Here is a 23,536-nt window from a genome sequence, read left to right as displayed (position 1 = left end):
AACCAACGAGAGGAACACATGAGCACTGACGTGGCGGCCAAGCTCTTCAGCGCGATCGAGGCAGGCGACTACGAGACGGTCGCCGGCATGTGGGCCGACGACGTCCTGGTCTGGCACAGCGGCGACACCGCCGACAACGACCGCGTCAAGGCACTCAAGGTGATCCGCTGGTTCATCAACGTGACGACAGCGCGGCGCTACGAGATTCTCGACCGCCATCACTTCGACGGCGGATTCGTGCAGCAGCACCTACTCCACGCGGATGGGACCAACGGTGAATCGATCGATTTGCGGGTATGCATCGTGATCAAGGTGGGCGCCGACGACCTGATCACTCGTATCGACGAGTACTTCGATCCGGCCGATATGGCCCCCCTGATGAATCGGTGAGGAGCGAATCATGGCGATGAGCGACTGGGCGGGTAGCTGGCAGCTGGACCCGCAGAGGTCGGAGGTCACCTTCCGCAGCCCCACGATGTGGGGCCTGTCCAAGGTCAAGGGCACGTTCACCGAGGTCGACGGCACCGGGAGGGTAACGGCACCCGGTGCGGTCGACGGACGACTCCGCATACGCGCGGCATCTGTGCGCACCGGCATCCGCAAGCGCGACGAGCATCTGCGGTCGGCCGATTTCTTCGATGTGGCCGAACACCCGACCATCGACGTGGTGGTTCACGCCGACGGCGCGACCAGAACGAACACCGTCGAACTGCACGCCGGGATGACCATCAGAGGTATCGAGCGGCCGGTCGACCTGCAGGTCGACATCGAGGAACTGGCCGATGGTGCGTTGCGCGTGGTGGCGCGGGCGGAGCTCGACCGCAGCGAGTTCGGCGTGAACGGGAATCTGATCGGCATGATGGGCGACATCACGAAGGTCGAAGCGGCCGCGGTGTTCGTCAAGCAGTCGTAGCATCGAGGGCGTGCCCTCCGGACTGGACCCAGCCGCAGACCCTGCAGGCCGCATCCGGATTCTTGTCTACAGCGACAACGCCCGGACCCGTGACCAGGTGCGCTCCGCCCTGGGCAAGCGGGTGCACCCGGACCTACCGGAATTGACGTATCTCGACGTGGCCACCGCGCCCGTGGTGGTGTCCACGATCGGCGAGGGCGGCATCGACCTGGCGATCCTCGACGGTGAGGCCGCTCCGGCGGGCGGTATGGGATTGGCAAAACAGCTCAAGGACGAGGTGGCGGACTGCCCGCCGATCCTGGTGCTGACGGGCCGACCCGACGACGCCTGGCTGGCTTCCTGGTCCCGCGCGGAAGCTGCGGTCTCGCATCCGATCGACCCGATCCGACTCGGCGAGGCCGTCGCCGCGCTGCTCCGCACACTGGTCAATTAACCAGCACGAAACACTCTGCGGCCGTTCACTCTTCGCGTTCGTCGCGTTGAGGAATCCGGCCCCGCAGTGACACTTCCGATCCTATCCAAAATGCGTCGGGCCATCCGTTAACGAGACTAAGCTGTGTCGCAGCTCACATCGACAGCCCAACGAGGGAGCGACACGGCGGTATGAACTCATACATACCCATCCTGGTACTCGGTGCCATCGCGGCCGCATTCGCGGTCGGCTCGGTCGGCATCGCGGTTCTCATCGGCCCGAGGCGCTACAACCGCGCCAAGCTCGAGGCCTACGAGTGCGGTATCGAGCCCATCGAGCCGGGTTCGCCCAACAGCGAGGCCACCGGTCAACGATTCCCGGTGAAGTACTACCTGACTGCGATGTTGTTCATCGTCTTCGATATCGAGATCGTGTTCCTCTACCCGTGGGCGGTGTCCTTCGACTCCCTCGGACTGTTCGCCGTCATCGAGATGCTGCTGTTCATGCTGACCGTCTTCGTCGCGTACGCCTATGTCTGGCGGCGCGGCGGACTGAGCTGGGATTGATCTGATGGGACTCGAAGAACGCCTGCCGGGCGGGATCCTGCTGTCGACCGTAGAGAAGGTCGCCGGCTACGTGCGCAAGGGGTCACTGTGGCCCGCCACCTTCGGCCTGGCGTGCTGCGCCATCGAGATGATGGCCACCGCGGGGCCCAGATTCGACATCGCCCGGTTCGGTATGGAGCGCTTCTCTGCCACCCCCCGCCAAGCCGACCTCATGATCGTCGCGGGTCGTGTCAGCCAGAAGATGGCGCCGGTGCTGCGGCAGGTGTACGACCAGATGGCCGAGCCCAAATGGGTTCTCGCGATGGGTGTCTGCGCATCATCGGGCGGCATGTTCAACAACTACGCCGTGGTGCAGGGCGTCGACCATGTGGTGCCGGTGGACATCTACCTGCCGGGTTGCCCACCACGCCCGGAGATGCTGATGAACGCCATCCTCATGCTGCACGCCAAGATCGCCGAGATGCCGCTGGGCGTCAACCGAGCCGAGGCCATCGCGGCCGCCGAGCAGGCCGCGCTCGCCTCCCGACCGACCATCGAGTTCACGGGACTGCTGCGGCCATGACCGAGTCGAACGGCACTACCAACGGCAGCCGCGACGCCACGGAGCGCGAGGTGATCGACACGCGCCGAGGCATGTTCGGCGTGAGCGGCAGCGGTGACACATCTGGCTACGGCAGGCTCGTCAGGGAGATCTCGCTACCCGGCAGTTCCCCCCGGCCCTACGGCGGCTACTTCGACGAGGTCGTCGACGGACTCGCCGCGGCGCTCGGTGACGACACCTTCGAGGCTGCCGTCGAGCGCGTTGTCGTGTTCCGCGACGAACTCACCCTCGAGGTGCGGCGCGAGCACCTGGTCGCCGTCGCGCGCACACTGCGCAACGATCCCGCACTGAGATTCGAACTGTGCCTCGGCGTTTCGGGTGTGCACTACCCGAGTGACACCGATCGTGAACTGCACGCGGTGTACCCGTTGATGTCCATCACGCACAACCGCAGGATCCGCATCGAAGTGGCCGCACCCGACGCGGACCCGCACATGCCGTCGCTGTACTCGGTGTACCCCACCACCGATTGGCACGAACGCGAGACCTACGACTTCTTCGGCATCATCTTCGACGGCCACCCAGCGCTGACCCGAATCGAGATGCCCGACGACTGGGTCGGACACCCGCAACGCAAGGACTATCCGTTGGGCGGAATCCCGGTGGAGTACCACGGTGCCGAGATACCCCCGCCCGACGAGCGGAGGGCCTACAACTGATGACCACACACGACACAGACCGCGGCGAGACCGTCGTCACGGTCGGCGGAGAGGACTGGCAGGACGTTGTCGCCGCAGCACGGGAAGCGTCGGTGGCCGGTGAGCGGATCGTCGTCAACATGGGTCCGCAGCACCCGTCCACACATGGCGTGCTGCGACTGATCCTGGAGATCGAGGGCGAGACCATCACCGAGGCACGGTGCGGAATCGGCTACCTCCACACCGGGATCGAGAAGAACCTCGAGTACCGGAACTGGACCCAGGGCGTGACGTTCGTGACGCGGATGGACTATCTGTCGCCGTTCTTCAACGAGACGGCCTACTGCCTCGGCGTCGAGAAACTGCTTGGCGTGACCGACGACATCCCGGAGCGCGCCAACGTCATCCGCGTCCTGCTGATGGAACTCAATCGGATATCCAGTCACCTGGTGGCACTGGCCACCGGTGGTATGGAACTCGGCTCGATGTCGGCGATGTTCTTCGGGTTCCGTGAACGCGAGTTAGTGCTGTCGGTCTTCGAGACCATCACCGGACTGCGGATGAACCACGCCTACATCAGGCCCGGCGGCCTGGCCTCGGACCTGCCCGACGAGGCGATCCCGCAGCTCAAGGAGCTGATGGTGCTGTTGCCGAAACGTCTGCGGGACATGGAGAACCTGCTCAACGAGAACTACATCTGGAAGGCCCGCACCGTCGGCATCGGCTACCTCGACCTGACGGGGTGCATGGCGCTGGGCATCACCGGACCCGTGCTGCGCTCCACGGGGTTGCCACACGATCTGCGCCGCGCCCAGCCCTACTGCGGCTACGAGAACTACGAGTTCGACGTCATCACCACCGACGAGTGCGACTCCTACGGCCGGTACATGATCCGGGTCCGCGAGATGCGCGAGTCGATCAAGATTGTCGAGCAGTGCATGGACCGGCTCACGCCGGGACCGGTGATGATCACCGACAAGAAGCTGGCCTGGCCCGCCGATCTGAAACTGGGCCCCGACGGATTGGGAAACTCCCCCGATCACATCGCCAAGATCATGGGCTCCTCGATGGAGGCACTGATCCACCACTTCAAACTGGTCACCGAGGGTATTCGCGTACCGGCCGGCCAGGTGTACGTCGCCGTCGAGTCCCCCCGCGGCGAGCTCGGAGTGCACATGGTCAGCGATGGCGGCACTCGTCCCTACCGGGTGCACTACCGCGATCCCTCGTTCACGAATCTGCAGGCGGTGGCGGCGATGTGCGAGGGCGGCATGGTCGCCGACGCCATCGCGGCCGTGGCGTCGATAGACCCGGTGATGGGCGGTGTGGATAGATGACGGCAGTGGAACTTCGGCTTGGGCAGCGACCCGACGAGGCCGGACCGCCGATCGGTGGTGGCACGCAGGCATATCCGCCCCACGTCGCGGCGCGGCTGTCCGCGGACGCCGCGCAGATCATCGCCCGCTACCCCGAGGCTCGATCAGCCCTGCTGCCGCTGCTGCACCTGGTGCAGTCCGAGGACGGCTATCTCACCCCCGCCGGAATTACCTTCTGTGCTGCACAATTGGACCTCAGCGCCGCGGAGGTCACCGCCGTCGCGACGTTCTACTCGATGTATCGGCGTACCCCCACCGGCGAGTATCTGGTCGGAGTGTGCACCAACACGCTGTGCGCCGTGATGGGCGGTGACGCGATACTGGAGGTACTCGAGTATCACCTGGGCGTGCACGCCGGCCAGACCACCGCGGACGGCAAGGTCACCCTGGAGCACATCGAGTGCAACGCCGCATGCGATTACGCCCCGGTGCTGATGGTCAACTGGGAGTTCTTCGACAACCAGACACCCTCGTCGGCACGGGATCTCGTCGACGATCTGCGCTCGGACACCCCGGTGCGGCCGACCCGGGGTGCGCCACTGTGCACGTTCCGTCAGACCGCCCGCATCCTGGCGGGGTTTCCCGACGAGCGGCCGGGCGCCAATGACGGTGCGCCGGGTGCAGCCACGTTGGCCGGCCTTGAGGTGGCACGGCAGCGCGACATGTCGGCCCCAGCCGTCGGCGAGTCCGGCGCCGTCGCAGCCGGTCCCGATGACGAGCGGATCACACGGGAGACGCTTCGCAACGAGCCGGCACCCGCGCCGTCGGCCGACGTGCCCCCGACGAACGGACAGTCGTAGTGACCCTGACCCCCGTCCTCAGCAGTTACTGGGATCAGCCGTCGTCATGGACGCTGGACACCTATCGGCGCCACGATGGTTACCGGGCACTCGACAAGGCACTGTCGATGGCACCCGATGACGTCATCGCCCTGGTGAAGGACTCCGGTCTGCGCGGCCGCGGCGGCGCAGGCTTTCCGACCGGGCAGAAGTGGTCCTTCATCCCGCAGGGTGATGAGGGTGCCGGGGCCAAACCGCACTACCTGGTGATCAATGCCGATGAGTCCGAACCCGGGACGTGCAAGGACATGCCATTGATGATGGCGACACCGCACGTGCTGATCGAGGGCGCGATCATCGCCGCCTACGCGATCCGGGCACGGCACGCGTTCATCTACGTCCGCGGCGAGGTGGTTCCGGTGCTGCGACGGTTGCAGGTCGCCGTCGCCGAGGCGTACGACGCCGGGTACCTCGGTAATAACGTCGGCGGGTCGGGCTTCGACGTCGACCTCATCGTGCACGCCGGTGCGGGCGCCTACATCTGCGGTGAGGAGACCGCACTGCTCGACTCACTGGAGGGCAGGCGGGGCCAACCACGGCTGCGGCCACCATTTCCCGCTGTCGCGGGCCTGTACGCCTGTCCGACGGTGGTCAACAACGTCGAGTCCATCGCCAGCGTGCCCGCCGTCGTGCGCGGCGGCGTCGACTGGTTCAAGTCGATGGGGTCGGAGAAGTCACCGGGGTTCACGCTGTACTCGCTGTCGGGCCACGTCACCCGTCCCGGCCAGTACGAGGCGCCGCTGGGCATCACGCTGCGCGAGCTGCTGGACTACGCCGGTGGTGTCCGGGCCGGACACGAACTGAAGTTCTGGACCCCCGGCGGATCGTCCACACCGCTGCTGACCGCCGAACATCTCGACGTGCCACTCGATTACGAGAACGTGGCCAAGGCCGGGTCGATGCTGGGCACCAAGGCGCTGCAGATCTTCGACGAGACCACCTGCGTGGTGCGCGCCGTCCGGCGCTGGACCCAGTTCTACGCCCACGAGTCGTGCGGTAAGTGCACGCCGTGCCGCGAGGGCACCTACTGGCTGGCTCAGATCTACGCGCGACTTGAGGAGGGGTCCGGCGGGCAGGCCGATATCGACAAGCTCCTCGACATCTCCGACGCGATCAACGGTAAGTCGTTCTGCGCGCTCGGGGACGGTGCGGCCAGCCCGATCCTGTCGTCGGTCAAGCACTTCCGCGACGAGTACCTCGCCCATCTCGACGGTGGGTGCCCGTTCGACCCACACGCGTCGATGCTCGAAGTGCCGGAAGGAGTTGGGGTGTGACGACCGCGGAGGACAAGGCCGACAAGAAGGCGGCGGCCCTCACCGGCCAGCAGGTCAACGAGGAGATGGTGTCGCTCACCATCGATGACCATCCGATCAGCGTGCCCAAGGGCACGTTGGTGATTCGGGCCGCCGAGTTGATGGGCATTCAGATTCCGCGCTTCTGTGACCACCCCCTGCTCGACCCCGTCGGAGCCTGCCGCCAGTGTCTGGTGGAGGTGGAGGGTCAGCGCAAGCCGATGGCGTCGTGCACCATCACCGTCACCCCCGACATGGTGGTGCGCACGCAGCTGACGTCGGAAGCGGCGGACAAGGCTCAACACGGTGTGATGGAACTGCTGCTCATCAATCATCCGCTGGACTGCCCGGTGTGCGACAAGGGCGGCGAGTGCCCGCTGCAGAACCAGGCCATGTCCAACGGGCAGGCCGACTCGAGGTTCACCGACGTCAAACGCACGTTCCCCAAACCCATTAACCTATCGGCGCAGGTGCTGCTCGACCGGGAGCGTTGCGTGCTCTGCGCGCGGTGTACCCGATTCTCCAACCAGATCGCCGGCGACCCGTTCATCGAGCTGCTGGAACGTGGTGCGCTACAACAGGTCGGCATCGCGTCAGACACCCCGTTCGACTCGTACTTCTCCGGCAACACGGTGCAGATCTGCCCGGTCGGCGCGCTGACCGGCACCGCCTACCGATTCCGCGCCCGGCCGTTCGACCTGGTGTCCTCGCCGAGTGTGTGCGAGCACTGCGCGTCCGGCTGTGCACAGCGCACCGACCATCGCCGCGGAAAGGTGTTGCGCCGGCTCGCCGGTGACGACCCCGAGGTGAACGAGGAGTGGAACTGCGACAAGGGCCGCTGGGCGTTCACCTATGCCACGCAGGGTGACCGGATCACCACGCCCCTGATTCGCGACGCCGACGGCAGCCAGCGTCCTGCCTCATGGTCGGAGGCCGTCGCGGTCGCGGTCCGCGGTCTGATGGCGGCCGGCGCGAGGACCGGTGTGCTGGTCGGTGGGCGCAGCACCGTCGAGGACGCCTACGCCTACGCCAAGTTCGCCCGTATCGTGCTCGGCACCAACGACATCGACTTCCGCATCCGCGCGCACTCCGAGGAGGAGGCGCAGTTCCTGGCCGTCGCGGTCGCGGGCCGGCCGATGGCGGTCACCTACGCCGACCTCGAGTCCGCGCCCGCCGTGCTGCTGGCTGGCCTCGAGCCGGAGGAGGAGTCGCCGATCGTCTTCCTGCGGTTGCGCAAGGCGCACCGCAAGCGCGGACTGTCGGTGTCGGCGATCGCGCCGTTCCGCACGCGCGGCCTGGAGAAGATGGGCGGTCGTCTGATCGCGACGCCACCCGGTGGTGAGGCGGACGCCCTGGACGCACTCACCGAGGAACTCGCACCGGGCACGATAATCCTGGTCGGCGAGCGACTGGCGTCCGCGCCCGGCGCATACTCGGCGGCCCTTCGCCTGGCCGACGCGACGGGTGCCCGGCTGGGCTGGGTGCCGCGTCGCGCCGGTGACCGCGGTGCGCTGGAAGCCGGTGCCGCGCCCAACCTTCTACCGGGCGGCAGGCCTCTGGCCGACCCCCTCGCACGCGCCGAGACGGCCACTGGCTGGAACGTGGCAAGCCTGCCCGACGCGGACGGACGCGACACCGCGGGCATCCTCGCGGCCGCCTCCGACGGGACACTGCAGGCACTGCTGGTTGGGGGTGTCGACCTCGACGACCTCCCCGATCGGGACGCCGCCGTCGCGGCAGTCGACGCCGCGCCGTTCGTGGTCAGTCTCGAACTGCGCCACAGTGCGGTCACCGATCGTGCCGACGTCGTGTTCCCCGTCGCCCCCGTGACGGAGAAGGCGGGCGCGTTCGTCAACTGGGAGGGCCGGCCCCGCACGTTCGAGCCCGCGCTGTCCCCGAACGCCACCGCGGACATGCGGGTGCTGGCCGCACTCGCCGACGAGGTGGGTGTCGACCTCGGCCTGCGCGACGCCGCCGCGGTGCGCGACGAGCTCGGACGCCTCGGACCGTGGCAGGGCGCACCCGCCACGGCACCGGAGGTGCCCGCACCCGAGCTTGCGCATCCCGCTGCGGGCACCGCGGTACTGGCCGGCTGGCGGATGTTGTTGGACCCGGGTCCCCGTCGGGGCAGGCTGCAGGACGGCGAACCCCATCTCGCCGGAACCGCGCGGCCGGCGCTGGTGCACCTGTCCGCGGCCACCGCCGCCGAGATCGGCGCGGCCGACGGTGATCTGGTGACCGTCGGCGGGGTGGCCACACTGCCGTTGGCCATCACCCCCGATATGCCCAACCGGGTCGTCTGGCTTCCGCTGGGCGCAGTGGACTCCCCCGTCGGTTCCGTCGTGGGAATCGAACTCGGAGGTGGATCGGCGTGACGTATCCCGACCTGAGTTCGTTCGGCCACGACCCCTGGTGGTTGGTGCTGGCGAAGGCTCTTGGCATCTTCGTGTTCTGCCTGCTGACAGTCCTGGTGGCGATCCTCGTCGAACGGAAGGTGCTGGGCCGCATGCAGATGCGGTACGGCCCCAACCGCGTCGGCCCCTTCGGGCTGCTGCAGAGCCTGGCCGACGGCGTCAAGCTGGCCCTCAAGGAGGGTCTGATCCCAGCGGGTGTCGACAAGCCGATCTATCTGATGGCACCGGTGATCGCGGTGATCCCCGCGATCATGGCCTTCGCGGTCATCCCGATGGGCGGCATGGTCAGCGTTTTCGGCCACCAGACACCGCTGCAGTTGACCGACCTTCCGGTCGCCGTCCTCTACGTGTTGGCGGTGACCTCGATCGGCGTCTACGGAATCATTCTGGCGGGATGGGCATCAGGGTCGACCTATCCGCTGTTGGGCGGCCTGCGCTCGACGGCGCAGGTGATCTCATATGAGATCGCGATGGCGCTGTCCTTCGCCGCGGTGTTCCTCTACTCCGGCACCATGTCCACCTCGGAGATCGTCGCCAGCCAGCAGGGCGTCTGGTACGTGTTCCTGCTGCTGCCGTCGTTCCTCATCTACGTCACGTCGATGGTCGGCGAGACGAACAGGGCGCCTTTCGACCTTCCCGAGGCCGAGGGCGAACTCGTCGGCGGCTTCCACACCGAGTACTCGTCACTGAAGTTCGCGATGTTCATGCTCGCCGAGTACGTCAACATGACCACCGTCTCGGCGCTGGCCGCCACGCTGTTCCTCGGCGGCTGGCAGGCACCGTGGCCGCTGAGCATGATCGACGGCGCCAACAGTGGCTGGTGGCCACTGCTGTGGTTCGTCGGCAAGGTATGGGTGTTCATGTTCATGTTCATGTGGCTGCGCGCGACGCTGCCGCGCATGCGCTACGACCAGTTCATGAACATGGGCTGGAAGGTCCTCATTCCCATCTCGCTGGCGTGGATCATGACGGTGGCGATCGTCCGGACGCTGCGCATCGAGGGCTACGACGGATGGGCGGTCGCCCTCGTCATCGCCAGCGCGGTGGCCGGCATCGGTCTGCTCGCCTACCTGTCGAAGATCCTGCGCCGCAGACAGACCCGCCTTGACACGGGACCGGCGCCGGACTCCGGTGCGTTCCCGACACCCCCGCTCCCCACCAAGGAGGTCACCCATGCCGGTTGACAAGCCCAACTTCGTCGACGCGCTCGCCGGTTTCGGCGTGACCTTCAAGACGATGTTCCACAAACCGATCACCGAGCAGTATCCGGAGAAACCGGGCGCGACCGCGGCGAACTATCACGGCCGCCACCAGTTGAACCGGTATGAGGACGGCCTGGAGAAGTGCATCGGCTGTGAACTGTGCGCGTGGGCGTGTCCCGCCGACGCGATATTCGTCGAGGGCGCCGATAACACCGATGAGCAACGGTTCTCGCCGGGTGAGCGCTACGGCCGGGTGTACCAGATCAACTACCTGCGCTGCATCGGCTGCGGGTTGTGCATCGAGGCGTGTCCGACACGGGCGCTCACCATGACCAACGACTACGAAATGGCCGACGATAACCGGGCCGACCTGATCTACGGCAAGGACAAACTGCTCGCCCCGATGCAACCCGAGATGACGCCACCGCCCCACGCGATGGCCGAGGGCAGCACCGATGAGGACTACTACCGCGGAAACGTCACATCGGACGGTCTGAAGATCGCACCGAAGGAACCGATTCGGTGACAACGGAACTCGTCGCGCTGGCCGCCGATGCGGCCTATCGCACCTCCACCGGAGAGGCCGTGCTGTTCTGGACGCTGGGCACTCTCGCGGTGATCGGTGCGATCGCCATGGTGGCCGCGCCGAAGGCCGTGTACTCGGCGATCTTCCTGGCGTCGACGATGATCATCCTGGCCGTGCTCTACATCGCGCAGGACGCGGTGTTCCTCGGCGTCGTCCAGATCGTCGTCTACACCGGCGCGGTGATGATGCTGTTCCTCTTCGTGCTCATGCTGATCGGTGTCGACTCGTCGGACTCGCTGGTGGAAACCATTCGCGGCCAACGCCTTGCCGGCATCGTCGTCGGGATCGCGTTCGGCCTGCTGCTGATCGCCGGCATCGGCAACGTCAGCACCGCCGGATTCACGGGTCTGGCCCAGGCGAATGCGGGCGGTAACGTGGAGGGCCTGGCCGCGCTGATCTTCGTGCGGTATGTGTGGGCGTTCGAGTTGACGAGCGCACTGCTGATCACCGCTGCACTCGGCGCGATGGTGCTGGCGCACCGCGAGCGGATCGAGCGCCGCAAGACGCAACGCGAGATGTCCATCGAGCGCTTCGCCGAGGGCGGCCATCCCACACCCATGCCCAATCCCGGCGTCTACGCCCGGCACAACGCCGTCGACGTCGCCGCCCGACTGCCCGACGGGTCGGACTCTGAGCTGTCGGTGAGCGCGATCCTGGAGCCGAGGAGCGGGACGCGGTGAATCCGCGGACGCGAGGAGCAATATGAACCCAGCGAACTACCTGTATCTGTCGGCGCTGTTGTTCACCATCGGCGGCGCGGGAGTCCTGTTGCGGCGCAATGCGATCGTCATGTTCATGTGCGTCGAGCTGATGCTGAATGCGTGCAACCTGGCGTTCGTCACGTTCTCCCGCATGCACGGTCACCTCGACGGGCAGGTGGTGGCGTTCTTCACGATGGTGGTGGCCGCGTGCGAGGTGGTGGTGGGCCTGGCGATCATCATGTCCATCTTCCGGGCCAGGCGGTCGGCCTCGGTCGACGCGGCGAACCTCCTGAGGAACTGAGCGGATGACACTTCCCGTGTGGCTTCTGATCGCGCTCCCGCTGGCCGGTGCGGCGGTCCTGTTGCTCGGTGGGCGGGCCACCAATGCGTGGGGACACGTGCTCGGCTGCCTCACCGTGATCGCGTCGTTCGCCGTGGGTGTCGTGCTGTTCGTCGATCTGCTCAACCGCGGCGCAGACGACCGGGTGCTGCATGAGACGCTCTTCTCCTGGGTTCCGGTCGCGCAGCTACAAGTGGACTTCGGCCTGCAACTCGATCAACTCTCGGTGTGCTTCGTCCTGCTGATCACCGGTGTCGGCTCGCTGATCCACGTGTACTCAGTCGGCTACATGAAGGAGGATGCCGAACGCCGGCGGTTCTTCGGCTATCTCAACCTGTTCGTGGCCGCGATGCTGCTGCTGGTGCTCGCCGACAACTTCCTGGGCCTCTACGTCGGCTGGGAGGGCGTCGGCCTGGCGTCCTATCTGCTGATCGGCTTCTGGTCATTCAAGCCGTCGGCCGCGGCGGCCGCGAAGAAGGCGTTCGTCGTCAACCGCGTGGGAGACATCGGCCTCGCGTTGGCGCTGATGGTGATGTTCACCGAGGTCGGAAGTGTCTCGTACGAGGGCGTGTTCGGCGCCGCGAATGAGATGAGCCAGGGCACGCTCACCGCGATCGGCCTGCTACTGCTGTTGGCGGCGTGCGGGAAGTCCGCACAGGTGCCGCTGCAGTCGTGGCTCGGCGACGCCATGGAGGGCCCGACCCCGGTGTCGGCGCTGATCCACGCGGCCACGATGGTCACCGCCGGTGTGTACCTGATCGTGCGGTCGGGACCAATCTACGACCTGGCGCCCGACGCGCGCACCGGCGTGGTGATCGTGGGTGCGGTGACACTGCTGTTCGGCGCGATCATCGGGTGCGCCAAGGACGACATCAAGAAGGCGCTTGCCGCCTCGACCATGAGCCAGATCGGCTACATGGTGATGGCGGCCGGCCTCGGTCCCGCGGGCTACGCGATCGCGATCATGCACCTGCTGACCCACGGCTTCTTCAAGGCCGGGTTGTTCCTCGGTGCGGGCTCGGTGATGCACGGTATGAACGACGAGACCGATATGCGCCGGTACGGCGGGCTGCGCACCTTCATGCCGATCACGTTCGTGACGTTCGGACTCGGCTACCTCGCCATCATCGGTGTGCCGCCGTTCGCCGGGTTCTTCTCCAAGGACGCCATCATCGAAACCGCCTTCGCCGCAGGCGGAGTCCGGGGCCTACTGCTCGGCGGCGCGGCGCTGCTGGGCGCGGGCGTCACGGCGTTCTACATGACGCGGGTGATGCTGATGACGTTCTTCGGGGAGAGGCGCTGGAAGGACCCCACCGTGCATCCGCACGAGTCACCCGGCGTGATGACGGGCCCCATGGTGGTGTTGGCCATCGGCTCAGTCGGGGCGGGTGCGCTGCTGGCCATCGGCGGAACCCTGGAGCACTGGCTGGAACCCGTCGTGGGCAGCCAGGAAGTGCACCACGCGGTCCCGGTGTGGGTGATGACGATCATCACGCTCTCGGTGGTCGCGATCGGCGTCGGCATCGCCTACCGCATGTACGCCACCCGGCCGATCCCGGAGACCGCGCCCGACAATGTCTCCGCACTCACCGTCGCCGCCCGCAGCGACCTCTACGGTGACGCGTTCAACGAGGACGTGTTGATGCGCCCTGGCCAGCACGTCACCGCGGGGCTCGTCGAGATCGACGATGACGCCATCGACGGTGTCTCGCGGGGCCTCGGCGTGGTGGTGGGTGGCGCCTCGCGCCGGTTGGGTCTGCTGCAGACCGGTTACGCCCGCTCCTACGCACTGTCGATGTTCGCCGGTGCCGCCGTCGTGGTGGCCGCGATTCTGGCGGTGAGGGTCTGGTGACCGGCATGCCGTGGCTGACCGTGTTGTGGGCTGTGCCGATGATCGGCGCGGTCGTGGTGATGTTGTTGCCCTCGGCCGCACGGCATCTCGCGAAGTACGCAGCGCTGGGCTTCTCGCTGGTGGTCCTCGTCCTCGCCGCGCTGTTGGCGGTCGAGTTCGACCCCGCGGGCGCGCAGTACCAGTTCGTCGAGGACCACGAGTGGATCCCCTCGTTCGGAACGGGTTACATCCTGGGCCTGGACGGGATCGCTCTGGCACTGGTCGTGTTGACCGCGGTGCTGGTGCCGCTGCTCATCATCGCGGGCTGGAACGACAGCGGCGATCAGCCCCGTTCGGCGCACACGTACATGGCGTTGACGCTGGCCGTCGAGGGCATGGTGCTGATCTCGCTGACGGCGTTGGATGTGCTGCTGTTCTACGTGTTCTTCGAGGCGATGCTCATCCCGCTGTACTTCCTCATCGGCGGATTCGGCGCCGGGACCGCACAGGGCCGATCGAGGGCGGCGGTGAAGTTCCTGCTGTACAACCTCTTCGGCGGCCTGATCATGCTGGCCGCGGTCATCGGGTTGTACGTCGCGACCGCGACCAGTGGCGCGTTCGATGCGGGCACATTCGACTTCCGTGCCATCGTGGCGGCCGTCTCCAGTGGTGAGCTCGGCATCAGCCCCACCGTGCTCAACGCGCTCTTTCTCGGCTTCATGTTCGCCTTCGCCGTCAAGGCACCGCTGTGGCCGTTCCACCGCTGGTTGCCCGACGCGGCGGTGGAGTCCACACCCGCGACCGCCGTGCTGATGATGGCGGTGGTCGACAAGGTCGGCACGTTCGGCATGCTGCGGTACTGCCTGCAGCTGTTCCCCGACGCATCGATGACGTTCCGGCCCCTGATCATCACGCTCGCGGTGATCGGCATCATCTACGGTGCCGTCGTCGCGATCGGCCAGACCGATGTGATGCGGCTGATCGCCTACACGTCGATATCGCACTTCGGGTTCATCATCCTCGGCATCTTCGTGATGAACAGCCAAGGCCAGTCCGGCTCGACGTTGTATATGGTCAACCACGGCATATCGACCGCCGCGTTATTCCTGATCGCGGGGTTCCTGGTGTCGCGCGGGGGAACCCGAGCCATCGCCGCCTACGGCGGTGTCCAGAAGGTGGCGCCGGTGCTGGCTGGCACGTTCCTCGTTGCCGGCCTCGCCACGCTGTCACTACCGGGCCTGGCACCGTTCATCAGCGAGTTCCTGGTGCTGATCGGCACATTCACCGCGTATCCCGCCTTCGCGGTGTTCGCGGCTCTGGCGCTGGTGCTGTCGGCCATCTACATCCTGTGGGCGTATCAGCGGATGATGACCGGGCCCGTCACCGACGGTAACGAGAAGCTGCACGACCTGGTCCCCCGCGAGCTGCTGGTGGTCACCCCGTTGATCGCGATTCTGCTGGTTCTCGGGATCTATCCGAAGCTCGCGCTGGACGTGATCAATCCGGCGGTCACGCACACGCTCATCACGATCGACCAGCAGGACCCCGCTCCACGCGTTGCGGAAGGAGCCTCGAAATGAACCTGACCCCACCGACCGTCGAGTACGGACTGGTCTCGCCGATGCTCATCGTGCTCGGCGCGGCCATCGTCGGCGTGCTGGTCGAGGCGTTCCTGCCGCGGCGCATGCGCTACCCGGTGCAACTCGTGGTCGCCGTCGGCGCGCAGGTCGCCGCGCTGATAGCCGTGGCCAAGGAGTGTATCGACCTCGGCGCCTCTGCCGGTCAGACCACCGTCATGGGCGCTGTCGCCATCGACAAGCCGACACTGTTCCTGCAGGGCACCCTGCTGGCGGTTGGCATCCTCGGCACGCTGCTGATCGCCGAACGCAGGATCACCTCCGAGGTCGATGCGGATGACGGAGCGACGGGTCTGGACGCGTTCACCCCGCAGGCGTCGACCGTGCCGGGCAGCGTCGCCGAGAAACTCGCCACCAAAGCTGGTGTGGCACAGACTGAGGTCTTCCCGCTGACGATGTTCGCGCTGAGCGGCATGATGCTGTTCGGCGCGTCCGAGGATCTCCTCACGATGTTCATCGCGCTTGAGGTCTTCTCATTGCCGCTGTACCTGCTGTGCGGGATGGCGCGACGACGCCGACTCCTGTCTCAGGAGGCCGCACTGAAGTACTTCCTGCTTGGTGCGTTCTCCTCGGCGTTCTTCCTCTACGGCATAGCGCTGCTGTACGGCTATTCCGGCGGGTTGAGCCTGCGCGGTATCAACGACGCGGTCGCGACGAACCCCGACAACACCACCCTCGCGCTGGTCGGCGTGGGCTTGCTCTCCGTCGGTGTGCTGTTCAAAGTCGGTGCCGTGCCGTTCCATTCGTGGATCCCGGATGTCTATCAGGGTGCGCCCACACCGGTCACCGCGTTCATGGCCGCAGCCACGAAGATCGCCGCATTCGGTGCGATGCTGCGGATCTTCTACGTCGCGCTGCCCGGGTTGGAGGACGACTGGCGGCCCCTGATGTGGGCCATCGCGATCCTCACCATGGTGGTGGGCACCGTGGCCGCCGTGTCCCAGAACAACGTCAAGCGGATGCTGGCGTACTCATCGGTGTCGCATGCCGGATTCGTCTTGACCGGCGTCATCGCCTTGAACGACAGCGGATTGTCGGCCACCCTGTTCTACCTGGCGGCGTACGGCTTCAGCACGCTCGGCGCGTTCGCGGTCGTCAGTCTCGTGCGCAACGCGCAGGACGAGGAGGAGACCGACATGTTGCGCTGGGCCGGTCTCGGGCGGCGTCATCCGCTGGTGGGCGTGGTGTTCTCGCTGTTCCTGCTGGCCTTCGCCGGCATTCCGCTGACAAGTGGTTTCGTCAGCAAGTTCGCGGTGTTCAAGGCCGCCGCCGAGGGTGGTGCGGTGCCGCTGGTGATCGTCGGTGTCTGTGCCAGCGCGGTGGCCGCCTACTTCTACGTACGCGTCATCGTGCTGATGTTCTTCACCGAGCCGCCCGAGGATCCGCCCACCGTGGTGGTGCCGAGTTCGTTGAGTATGGCGACGGTGACATTGTCCGCGGCCATCACGCTGGCACTCGGCGCACTGCCCCAGCCTCTGCTGGACCTGGCCAACAGCGCCGCCGAATTCGTGCGCTAGCGCACCTAGTGCAGCAGTCCGACGCGGCGGTACGTCTCCTCCAGGAATCGTTGCATCTGTTGCACTGAGGGTGGATTCGGCTGCAGTACACGGTAGGTCGCGGCACCCGCGAGCATGTCGACGAGGACCTCGAGATCCGCGTCGGGGTCGACGTGCCCCTCGTCCTGCGCGCGGTGAAGCATCGCGATGATCAGGGTGCGTCGCGGGGCGATGTAGTGCGTCCAGTACGTCTCCATCAGTAGTGGGTGTGACACCGCGGAGCCGAAGATCGCGGCGATGAGTGCGCGGAATCTGGGATCAGCGGCGGTGCGGGCGGCACCGGCGATATTGCGCCGCACCAGTTCCGCAGCCGGGATCACGGCAACCTGCTCTGCTGTGGGCCAATCAATTTCGCCACGGACATGCACCTCGATCGCATCCGCGACGAGGCGTTCCTTCGACGACCATCGGCGATACACGGTGGGCTTCCCAACCCCCGCTCGCTTGGCGATCTGCTCGATGCTCGTCGCGGCGATGCCGTGCTCGATGAACGTCTCAAGTGCCGCATCGAGTATCGCCGTGTCACGGGTGGGGTCGCGTGGACGCCCACGTTCGCCGGCCGTCACCGCACGCGACCTATCATCAACACGTCTCGGATCCATCGCAACATGTCGTCGTGATCGCGCCCGCGCCAGGCCAGGTGACCGTCGGGCCTGACGAGGAAGTCATCGATCGGGTCGGGATCGGTTCGCCGGAGGGTCACCACGCCTGCGAGCCCGCGCGTCTGCGCGACGGCTTCCGCACCACCGGACCGCAGATGCACCCAGTGTCCGCGCAACTCGGCGTACAACCGGGTCGCATCACCGTCCGCGGTGATGCAGGGTTGGTCGGGCACCCGATCTCCCGGGCGGGGCTTGTGCCCAAAACCTGGTCGTGGACGTGGCCGATCCGCCAACGGGCCCCGGCGGTAGCTCACCCACAGTTGGGACGCCTGGTAGGTCGCCCAGCGCTGCAGGGCGGGCCGGTTGAAGACATGCACCAGGACGTGGTCGCGGATGAATCGACCCATCGGCCGGTCCGCGATGTTGAGCTTGGTGACCGCACTTGTGCTGCGCAGGACTTCGGTGGCGAGCGGGCGGCGCTCGGCCTGATAGGTGTCGAGAAGCGCGGCACTCGCCCCGCCCTTGACGATCAGTGCGAGCTTCCACGCCAGATTCTCCGCGTCTCCCAGCCCGGTGAGCATTCCCTGCCCGCCGAAGGGTGCATGCGTGTGCGCAGCGTCTCCCGCGATGAGGACGCGGCCATTGCGGTAGTCATCGGCGAGACGCCGGTGGACCTGGAAGACGGACAACCATTCGGGGTCGGTCACCGCCACGTCGAGGCCGGTGCGCTCGGGCAGTATCTCCGTGATCCGGGCGAGTATGGCCTCTTGGGAGGGTTTGTCGGATTCCTGGCCGGGATCGTAGGCGATGATGCGCCACAACCGATCCGAGTCGTCCGGCATCGGCATCGCCCCGATCATGCCGTCTCGGTGGATCCACCCGCTCGTGCCCGCGCGGTCAAGATCCCAGTCGAGGCGAACATCGGCGAGCAGGAACCGCTCAGACAGCTGTACTCCCGGGAAGGCGATGTCGACCAGACGCCGCGTCGCGCTCGACGCTCCGTCGCAACCGACGAGCCAGTGCGCCTCGATGCGCCGGCCGTCTTCGAGTTCGGCCACGACCCGAAGGTCGTCCTGTTCGACGCCGACCACCTTCGCGTTCCACTGGATGTCGCCGCCGAGCTCGGTCAGTCGGGCCCGCAGCTCCCCCTCGACGGCCGCCTGCGAGATCACCATGGGTGGCGCGGCGGTCCGCATGCCCGGGTCGCCGAAGCGCACCCTCATCACAGGATCTCCGCCGAGGTAGGTGGTGATGAGCATGGCGGACACGGATCGCGACGGCAGGTCACCGAGCGCTCCGAGCCGGTCGAGCACCTCCGCCCCGCGGGCGTGGACGAAGTTCGCCCGCGATGTCGTTGCGGGGCCGTCCGCTCGGTCGAGAACCCACACCGACACACCCTGGGCGCGAAGTCCGCATGCCAGGGCCAGCCCCGCCGGTCCGGCACCCGCCACCACAACGTCTACGTCGACCATGCCGCCTCCCATTAACGAAACGCCATCGTAACGAAATAGTGTTCGCGACACCAGGCAGCCCGCTAGATTGAGCAGATGCCCGCCAGCCAGCACGTGCTCATCGACGACGCCACCAGCGGCACCGGAGTGGTGCGCACGCTGACCCTGAACCGGCCGGACGCGCGAAATGCGCTCAACCGCGACCTGATCCGCGCCCTCTACGCCGCACTCAAGGAGGCCGACGCCGACGAGTCGGTGCGCGCCGTCGTGCTCACGGGCACCGACCCGGCGTTCTGCGCGGGTGTCGACCTCAAGGAGGCGGCGCGCGACGGGATGAAGTACTTCGAGGAGTTCAAGTCGCGCAGCTGCATCACCGCCGTCGCCGAGATGCGTACGCCCATCATCGGCGCCATCAACGGGGCGACGTTCACGGGAGGTCTGGAGCTGGCTCTGGGTTGTGACTTCCTGATCGCCTCGGAGCGTGCGGTATTCGCCGACACCCATGCCCGGGTCGGAATCCTGCCCGGCGGCGGGATGACCGCACGGCTGCCGCAGGTCGTCGGCGCGGCGATGGCACGCCGGCTGTCGATGACCGGTGAGGTGGTCAGCGCCGCGCACGCCGAGCGCATCGGGCTGGTCACCGAGGTGGTCGTCCACGATGACCTGATGACGCGGACCATCGAACTAGCGGGTCACGTCGCGGAGGTTCCCGGCCCGATCATGTTGGGTCTCAAGGAGATCTACGTACGCGGCACGTCGGCGGCGGTCGATCCGGCACTCGCCGCCGAGCGCGATATCGCAGGGTCCCAAGAGCACGACCTCGCCGGTCTGGGTGATCGCTTCGGTGAGGTCTCGGCACGCAACAAGTCGCAGCTCACCACGGCGTCAGGCGATGACGCGATCTAGGCCTGGCGCTTCAGGATGAACTCCACCGTCGGCCTGCCACCGAAGTCCGGGTGCGGTGCGGTGGACATCTGAACCTGGGCGCGCGCCTGCTCGATGACCGGCGTGTCAGGATCCAGCACCGACAGGTAGGTCTCGTGCGCGGTCAGCGATGCGACCGCCACCTCGACGAAGCCGTCGACCGTCTCACCGTGCGTGCCGTCCGGACCGTGCTCGAAAAGCCACCGCGGCTTGCCCTGCTGCTCGGCGCCGATGGCGTCGTACGCGTCGGCGACGGCGTTGGCGAACTCGATGTGGTCGCGCTGATTCGGTAGCCCCGGCGCCCACTGCGGCCCGCTGTAGATGGTGATCACGACGTCGGGCATGCACTCGGTGATGGTCTCGGTGATGCGGGCACGCAGCGCGGCGGTATTGCGGACGTCGCTGTCGGGGAAGTCCCAGAACCGCACGTCGTCGACGCCGACGACGGCGGCCGATCGGATCTGCTCACCCTCACGCAACGGGCCCGCCTGCTCGGGCGACATGCCCTGGATACCCCGCTCGCCCCTGGTGGCCAGGGCGTAGGTGACCGTGCGGCCCTGCACCGTCCACTTCGCGACGGCTGCACCGGTGCCGTACTCGGGATCGTCGGGGTGCGGAACGAGGACCAGCGCGGAGTGCCAGTCGGAGGGAAATGGCTGCAGGCTCATGCGAGCACTCCATGGATGACGATGGCCGTGGTCTGATCGACCCAAGCCTCGTCGAGATCGCGGTCGGGCTGCAACAGAAGCCGCAGCATGGTCGCGCCGCCAATGATCTCGATGAGCCGCTCGGGGTCGACGTCAGCGTGCACCTCCCCGCGCTCCACGGCGTGGCGCAGGCGGTCCTGCACGACCTCGAACAGGCCGACGAAGCGGCTCATAACTCGGGCGTTGAGATCGGAGTCGGCCGCCATGTCGGCGATCAGGCCCGGTAGCGCGGCCCGGACCACGGGGCTGATGAACACGTCGCGGGCGGCGGAGATCATGGCTCGCACATCGCCGGCGATGTCACCCTCGGGCATTGCCAGTGCCGACGGCGCGATCGGGAAGGCCGCCTCGTGCACCAGTTCGGCCTTGCTCGACCAGCGACGGTAGAGCGCGGTCTTGGTGGTTCCGGCCCGCTCGGCGACCGCGGCCATCGTGAGGTTGGCATAACCGATTTCGACGAGAAGGTCCGTCGTGGCGGCAACTATGGCAGCGTCGATCCGAGGGTCGCGTGGACGGCCCGCACTCGGGATCTGCCTCTGCTCATCGCGGCCGCGGGTCTTGTCATCCGCAGGTGCGTCTGCTTTCATAACGCTACTCACCGTATCGTAATTTCTGAGAGGGCGACACTGTGGTCAATGAACCGGCCGTCGAAGACGTCAGCCGCTTGCATCGCTCATCACGGGACGTCAGCGTGCTCCCGTCGGTGCTGTCGCAATGGCTGTCCACCTGCATGCCCGGCGGCGTGACGCCTGACGTGACCATCGAGAGTGGCGTCGAGTCCAATGGCATGTCGTCGGAGACCATTCTCCTGACCGGACGCTGGGAGGCGGACGGCAATCCAGTCGAGGAGCACTGGGTGGCGCGAGTCGCGCCCACCACCGAGGACGTCCCCGTCTTTCCGAGCTACCGGATGGACCATCAGTTCGAGGTGATCAGGCTCGTCGGCGAGCTGACCGACGTGCCAGTCCCCCGGGTCCGCTGGATCGACGACGAGGGCGCGGTGCTGGGCACGCCGTTCTTCCTCATGGACAAGGTCTCGGGTGTCGTGCCGCCCGATGTCATGCCCTACACGTTCGGCGACAACTGGTTCGCCGACGCTCCCGCCGAGAAGCGCCGCGAACTGCAGGACACGACCGTCGAGGTCCTGGCCAAACTCCACTCGATCCCCAACGCCGAGCAGACGTTCGCCTTCCTGTCCGAGGTCGACCCGCCCGGTGACACCGCGCTGCGTCGGCACTTCGGCTGGCTCAAGGACTGGTACGAGTTCGCGGTGCCCGATATCGGCCGCTCACCGACCGTGGAACGCGCCCTGGCCTGGCTGGAGGACAACTTCCCCACTGACGTCGCCGCCTCGCCGTCGGTCCTGGTCTGGGGCGACTCGCGGATCGGCAACGTGCTCTACGACGACTTCCGGCCCGTCGCCGTACTCGACTGGGAGATGGCGACCGTCGGACCGCGCGAGATGGACGTCTCATGGATCATCTTCGCGCACATGGTGTTCCAGGAACTCGCGGGGCTCGCCGGCCTGCCGGGCCTGCCTGATGTCATGCGCGAGGAGGACGTCCGGGCGACATATGAGAAGTTGACCGGCGCCACGCTGGGCGACCTGCGCTGGTTCTACATCTACTCCGGCGTGATCTGGTGCTGCGTGTTCATGCGCACGACCGCCCGCCGGGTGCGGTTCGGCGAGATGGACAAACCCGAGGACGTGGAGTCGGCGTTCTATCACGTGTCGCTGCTGAAGCGACTGATCGAGGAGGACAGCTGATGCTCGGCCCCATGGACGAATTCCCCGTCCACCAGGTTCCGCAGCCGATCGCCTGGCCGGCATCCTCGGACCGCAACTTCTACGACCGCTCGTATTTCAACGCCCATGACCGCACCGGCGACATCTTCGTCATCACCGGCCTCGGTTACTACCCCAACCTCGGGGTCAAGGACGCCTACTTCCTGGTACGACGCGGGGATGAGCAGACGGCCGTGCATCTGTCCGACGCGATCGATCAGGACCGGCTCAACCAGCACGTCGGTGGCTATCGGGTCGAGGTCACCGAGCCGCTCAAGAAGCTGCGCATCGTGCTCGACGAGACCGAGGGCGTCGCAGCGGATCTCACATGGGACGGACTGTTCGACGTGGTGCAGGAGCAGCCACACCTGATGCGTCAGGGCAACCGGGTGACCCTAGACGCCCAGCGGTTCGCTCAATTGGGTTCCTGGAGTGGCTATCTGGAGATCGACGGCCAGCGTATCGACGTTGACCCTGCCACCTGGGTCGGCTCCCGCGACCGGTCCTGGGGCATCCGGCCGATCGGTGAGGCCGAACCGGCCGGCCGGCCCGCCGACCCGCCGTTCGAGGGCATGTGGTGGCTGTACGTGCCGATGGCATTCGACGACTTCGCGCTGGTCCTCATCATCCAGGAGGAGCCCAACGGCTTCCGCTCACTGAACGACTGCTCGCGGATCTGGAAGGACGGCCGCATCGAGCAGCTCGGCTGGCCCAGGATCAAGATCCACTACCGATCCGGCACTCGTATCCCGACCGGCGCCACCATCGATGCCACCGCCCTCGACGGCACCCCCGTCCGGTTCGACGTGGAATCCAAACTGCCCGTGCCGATCCACGTCGGCGGCGGTTATGGCGGCGACGCCGACTGGATCCACGGCGTATGGAAGGGCGAGAAGTTCACCGAACGGCTCACCTACGACATGACCGATCCGGCGGTCATCGGCCGGACCGCGTTCGGTGTCATCGACCACGTCGGGCGTGCCGTCTGCACCGAGGGCACCGCGGCACCCGTCGAGGGTTGGGGTCTGTTCGAGCACGGCGCATTGGGCCGCCACGACCCGTCGGGCTTCGCCGACTGGCTCACCGTCGCGGAGTAACTCACGACAGACGGATTAACGCACACAGAAGGGCACCCGCGCGGCGGGTGCCCCTTCTGTCGTGT

24 protein-coding genes are annotated in these 23,536 nt (G+C 66.7%); 20 read left to right on the top strand and 4 right to left on the bottom strand.

Going from position 1 to position 23,536, the window contains the following annotated elements; translation table 11 throughout:
• Nucleotides 1-18 precede the first annotated feature (18 nt).
• The 17 genes from ACZY0X_RS16765 to nuoN all read left to right on the top strand — a co-directional run bounded on the left by ACZY0X_RS16765 (nucleotide 19) and on the right by nuoN (nucleotide 16,865).
• On the top strand, nucleotides 19-390 hold the full coding sequence (locus tag ACZY0X_RS16765; protein WP_463771979.1) for a nuclear transport factor 2 family protein: 372 nt from the start codon (nucleotides 19-21) through the stop codon (nucleotides 388-390).
• 10 nt (nucleotides 391-400) lie between these two features.
• The gene (locus tag ACZY0X_RS16760; RefSeq protein WP_463771978.1) at nucleotides 401-913 is read left to right on the top strand and encodes a YceI family protein; all 513 of its coding nucleotides are present in this window, start codon (nucleotides 401-403) and stop codon (nucleotides 911-913) included.
• A gap of 10 nt (nucleotides 914-923) precedes the next feature.
• Entirely contained in the window at nucleotides 924-1,346 is a 423-nt protein-coding gene (locus ACZY0X_RS16755; RefSeq protein ID WP_463771977.1) for an Rv3143 family two-component system response regulator, read from the top strand.
• 170 nt (nucleotides 1,347-1,516) lie between these two features.
• Entirely contained in the window at nucleotides 1,517-1,891 is a 375-nt protein-coding gene (locus ACZY0X_RS16750; protein WP_241400267.1) for an NADH-quinone oxidoreductase subunit A, read from the top strand.
• A 4-nt stretch (nucleotides 1,892-1,895) separates the two neighbouring features.
• Nucleotides 1,896-2,453, top strand: a complete 558-nt coding sequence (locus tag ACZY0X_RS16745; RefSeq protein ID WP_241400268.1) for a NuoB/complex I 20 kDa subunit family protein — start codon at nucleotides 1,896-1,898, stop codon at nucleotides 2,451-2,453.
• Complete coding sequence (locus ACZY0X_RS16740; protein WP_463771975.1) at nucleotides 2,450-3,151, top strand: NADH-quinone oxidoreductase subunit C; 702 nt, start codon at nucleotides 2,450-2,452, stop codon at nucleotides 3,149-3,151. Before ACZY0X_RS16745 ends, ACZY0X_RS16740 begins: the two co-directional genes overlap by 4 nt.
• A complete protein-coding gene (gene nuoD / locus ACZY0X_RS16735; RefSeq protein ID WP_463771973.1) occupies nucleotides 3,151-4,467 on the top strand; it encodes an NADH dehydrogenase (quinone) subunit D in 1,317 nt (438 codons plus the stop codon). The genes ACZY0X_RS16740 and nuoD overlap by 1 nt, the downstream gene beginning before the upstream one ends.
• Nucleotides 4,464-5,306, top strand: coding sequence for an NADH-quinone oxidoreductase subunit NuoE (nuoE, locus tag ACZY0X_RS16730; protein ID WP_463771971.1), 843 nt, complete (start codon nucleotides 4,464-4,466; stop codon nucleotides 5,304-5,306). Before nuoD ends, nuoE begins: the two co-directional genes overlap by 4 nt.
• Nucleotides 5,306-6,619, top strand: coding sequence for an NADH-quinone oxidoreductase subunit NuoF (gene nuoF / locus ACZY0X_RS16725; protein ID WP_463771969.1), 1,314 nt, complete (start codon nucleotides 5,306-5,308; stop codon nucleotides 6,617-6,619). The genes nuoE and nuoF overlap by 1 nt, the downstream gene beginning before the upstream one ends.
• A complete protein-coding gene (locus ACZY0X_RS16720) occupies nucleotides 6,616-9,012 on the top strand; it encodes an NADH-quinone oxidoreductase subunit G (RefSeq protein ID WP_463771968.1) in 2,397 nt (798 codons plus the stop codon). The genes nuoF and ACZY0X_RS16720 overlap by 4 nt, the downstream gene beginning before the upstream one ends.
• Nucleotides 9,009-10,235 (top strand): NADH-quinone oxidoreductase subunit NuoH, encoded by a 1,227-nt coding sequence (gene nuoH / locus ACZY0X_RS16715; protein WP_463771966.1) that lies wholly within the window; start codon nucleotides 9,009-9,011, stop codon nucleotides 10,233-10,235. Before ACZY0X_RS16720 ends, nuoH begins: the two co-directional genes overlap by 4 nt.
• Complete coding sequence (gene nuoI / locus ACZY0X_RS16710) at nucleotides 10,225-10,779, top strand: NADH-quinone oxidoreductase subunit NuoI (RefSeq protein WP_463771964.1); 555 nt, start codon at nucleotides 10,225-10,227, stop codon at nucleotides 10,777-10,779. The genes nuoH and nuoI overlap by 11 nt, the downstream gene beginning before the upstream one ends.
• Nucleotides 10,776-11,519, top strand: a complete 744-nt coding sequence (locus ACZY0X_RS16705) for an NADH-quinone oxidoreductase subunit J (protein WP_463771963.1) — start codon at nucleotides 10,776-10,778, stop codon at nucleotides 11,517-11,519. Before nuoI ends, ACZY0X_RS16705 begins: the two co-directional genes overlap by 4 nt.
• A gap of 22 nt (nucleotides 11,520-11,541) precedes the next feature.
• Nucleotides 11,542-11,841 carry an NADH-quinone oxidoreductase subunit NuoK gene (gene nuoK, locus ACZY0X_RS16700; RefSeq protein ID WP_241400276.1) on the top strand — a complete coding sequence of 100 codons (300 nt, stop codon included), beginning with the start codon at nucleotides 11,542-11,544 and terminating at the stop codon, nucleotides 11,839-11,841.
• Between the two features lie 4 nt (nucleotides 11,842-11,845).
• Complete coding sequence (nuoL, locus tag ACZY0X_RS16695) at nucleotides 11,846-13,732, top strand: NADH-quinone oxidoreductase subunit L (protein ID WP_463771961.1); 1,887 nt, start codon at nucleotides 11,846-11,848, stop codon at nucleotides 13,730-13,732.
• A 5-nt stretch (nucleotides 13,733-13,737) separates the two neighbouring features.
• Nucleotides 13,738-15,291: an NADH-quinone oxidoreductase subunit M gene (locus ACZY0X_RS16690; RefSeq protein ID WP_463772468.1), complete on the top strand. Its 1,554-nt coding sequence runs from the start codon at nucleotides 13,738-13,740 to the stop codon at nucleotides 15,289-15,291.
• Nucleotides 15,288-16,865, top strand: a complete 1,578-nt coding sequence (gene nuoN / locus ACZY0X_RS16685) for an NADH-quinone oxidoreductase subunit NuoN (RefSeq protein WP_463771960.1) — start codon at nucleotides 15,288-15,290, stop codon at nucleotides 16,863-16,865. The genes ACZY0X_RS16690 and nuoN overlap by 4 nt, the downstream gene beginning before the upstream one ends.
• Nucleotides 16,866-16,870: 5 nt before the next feature.
• Here nuoN and ACZY0X_RS16680 read toward each other — a convergent pair whose 3' ends face one another.
• Together ACZY0X_RS16680 and ACZY0X_RS16675 are read right to left on the bottom strand one after the other, a co-directional pair.
• On the bottom strand, nucleotides 16,871-17,470 hold the full coding sequence (locus ACZY0X_RS16680; RefSeq protein ID WP_463771958.1) for a TetR/AcrR family transcriptional regulator: 600 nt from the start codon (nucleotides 17,468-17,470) through the stop codon (nucleotides 16,871-16,873).
• Nucleotides 17,467-18,978 (bottom strand): FAD-dependent monooxygenase, encoded by a 1,512-nt coding sequence (locus ACZY0X_RS16675; RefSeq protein WP_463771956.1) that lies wholly within the window; start codon nucleotides 18,976-18,978, stop codon nucleotides 17,467-17,469. Before ACZY0X_RS16675 ends, ACZY0X_RS16680 begins: the two co-directional genes overlap by 4 nt.
• Before the next feature lie 75 nt (nucleotides 18,979-19,053).
• Between ACZY0X_RS16675 and ACZY0X_RS16670 the strand changes: the two genes are divergently transcribed.
• Complete coding sequence (locus tag ACZY0X_RS16670) at nucleotides 19,054-19,863, top strand: enoyl-CoA hydratase (protein WP_463771954.1); 810 nt, start codon at nucleotides 19,054-19,056, stop codon at nucleotides 19,861-19,863.
• On the opposite strand, the gene ACZY0X_RS16665 is transcribed toward ACZY0X_RS16670, so the two are convergent.
• Both ACZY0X_RS16665 and ACZY0X_RS16660 read right to left on the bottom strand, forming a co-directional pair.
• The gene (locus tag ACZY0X_RS16665) at nucleotides 19,860-20,549 is read right to left on the bottom strand and encodes a PIG-L deacetylase family protein (protein WP_463771952.1); all 690 of its coding nucleotides are present in this window, start codon (nucleotides 20,547-20,549) and stop codon (nucleotides 19,860-19,862) included. The two genes, ACZY0X_RS16670 and ACZY0X_RS16665, sit on opposite strands and share 4 nt — an antisense overlap.
• Nucleotides 20,546-21,175: a TetR/AcrR family transcriptional regulator gene (locus ACZY0X_RS16660; RefSeq protein WP_463771951.1), complete on the bottom strand. Its 630-nt coding sequence runs from the start codon at nucleotides 21,173-21,175 to the stop codon at nucleotides 20,546-20,548. The genes ACZY0X_RS16665 and ACZY0X_RS16660 overlap by 4 nt, the downstream gene beginning before the upstream one ends.
• Nucleotides 21,176-21,216: 41 nt before the next feature.
• Between ACZY0X_RS16660 and ACZY0X_RS16655 the strand changes: the two genes are divergently transcribed.
• Both ACZY0X_RS16655 and ACZY0X_RS16650 read left to right on the top strand, forming a co-directional pair.
• Nucleotides 21,217-22,356, top strand: coding sequence for a phosphotransferase family protein (locus tag ACZY0X_RS16655; protein WP_463771950.1), 1,140 nt, complete (start codon nucleotides 21,217-21,219; stop codon nucleotides 22,354-22,356).
• The gene (locus tag ACZY0X_RS16650; protein WP_463771949.1) at nucleotides 22,356-23,471 is read left to right on the top strand and encodes an Rv3169 family protein; all 1,116 of its coding nucleotides are present in this window, start codon (nucleotides 22,356-22,358) and stop codon (nucleotides 23,469-23,471) included. Before ACZY0X_RS16655 ends, ACZY0X_RS16650 begins: the two co-directional genes overlap by 1 nt.
• The last annotated feature ends 65 nt before the right edge of the window (nucleotides 23,472-23,536 follow it).

The organism is Mycobacterium sp. IDUB_39, assembly GCF_055419205.1.
Note: the sequence above shows the minus strand (reverse complement) of the source record. Positions and strands in the feature narration are given on the sequence as shown.

Excerpts from the sequence above, each read along its gene's own strand:
- ACZY0X_RS16765 (WP_463771979.1), top strand. The coding sequence starts at position 19 with ATGAGCACTGACGTGGCGGCCAAGCTCTTCAGCGCGATCGAGGCAGGC.
- ACZY0X_RS16760 (WP_463771978.1), top strand. The coding sequence starts at position 401 with ATGGCGATGAGCGACTGGGCGGGTAGCTGGCAGCTGGACCCGCAGAGG.
- ACZY0X_RS16750 (WP_241400267.1), top strand. The coding sequence starts at position 1,517 with ATGAACTCATACATACCCATCCTGGTACTCGGTGCCATCGCGGCCGCA.
- ACZY0X_RS16745 (WP_241400268.1), top strand. The coding sequence starts at position 1,896 with ATGGGACTCGAAGAACGCCTGCCGGGCGGGATCCTGCTGTCGACCGTA.
- ACZY0X_RS16740 (WP_463771975.1), top strand. The coding sequence starts at position 2,450 with ATGACCGAGTCGAACGGCACTACCAACGGCAGCCGCGACGCCACGGAG.
- nuoD (WP_463771973.1), top strand. The coding sequence starts at position 3,151 with ATGACCACACACGACACAGACCGCGGCGAGACCGTCGTCACGGTCGGC.
- nuoE (WP_463771971.1), top strand. The coding sequence starts at position 4,464 with ATGACGGCAGTGGAACTTCGGCTTGGGCAGCGACCCGACGAGGCCGGA.
- nuoI (WP_463771964.1), top strand. The coding sequence starts at position 10,225 with ATGCCGGTTGACAAGCCCAACTTCGTCGACGCGCTCGCCGGTTTCGGC.
- nuoK (WP_241400276.1), top strand. The coding sequence starts at position 11,542 with ATGAACCCAGCGAACTACCTGTATCTGTCGGCGCTGTTGTTCACCATC.
- nuoL (WP_463771961.1), top strand. The coding sequence starts at position 11,846 with ATGACACTTCCCGTGTGGCTTCTGATCGCGCTCCCGCTGGCCGGTGCG.
- ACZY0X_RS16690 (WP_463772468.1), top strand. The coding sequence starts at position 13,738 with ATGCCGTGGCTGACCGTGTTGTGGGCTGTGCCGATGATCGGCGCGGTC.
- nuoN (WP_463771960.1), top strand. The coding sequence starts at position 15,288 with ATGAACCTGACCCCACCGACCGTCGAGTACGGACTGGTCTCGCCGATG.
- ACZY0X_RS16675 (WP_463771956.1), bottom strand. The coding sequence starts at position 18,978 with ATGGTCGACGTAGACGTTGTGGTGGCGGGTGCCGGACCGGCGGGGCTG.
- ACZY0X_RS16670 (WP_463771954.1), top strand. The coding sequence starts at position 19,054 with ATGCCCGCCAGCCAGCACGTGCTCATCGACGACGCCACCAGCGGCACC.
- ACZY0X_RS16665 (WP_463771952.1), bottom strand. The coding sequence starts at position 20,549 with ATGAGCCTGCAGCCATTTCCCTCCGACTGGCACTCCGCGCTGGTCCTC.
- ACZY0X_RS16660 (WP_463771951.1), bottom strand. The coding sequence starts at position 21,175 with ATGAAAGCAGACGCACCTGCGGATGACAAGACCCGCGGCCGCGATGAG.
- ACZY0X_RS16650 (WP_463771949.1), top strand. The coding sequence starts at position 22,356 with ATGCTCGGCCCCATGGACGAATTCCCCGTCCACCAGGTTCCGCAGCCG.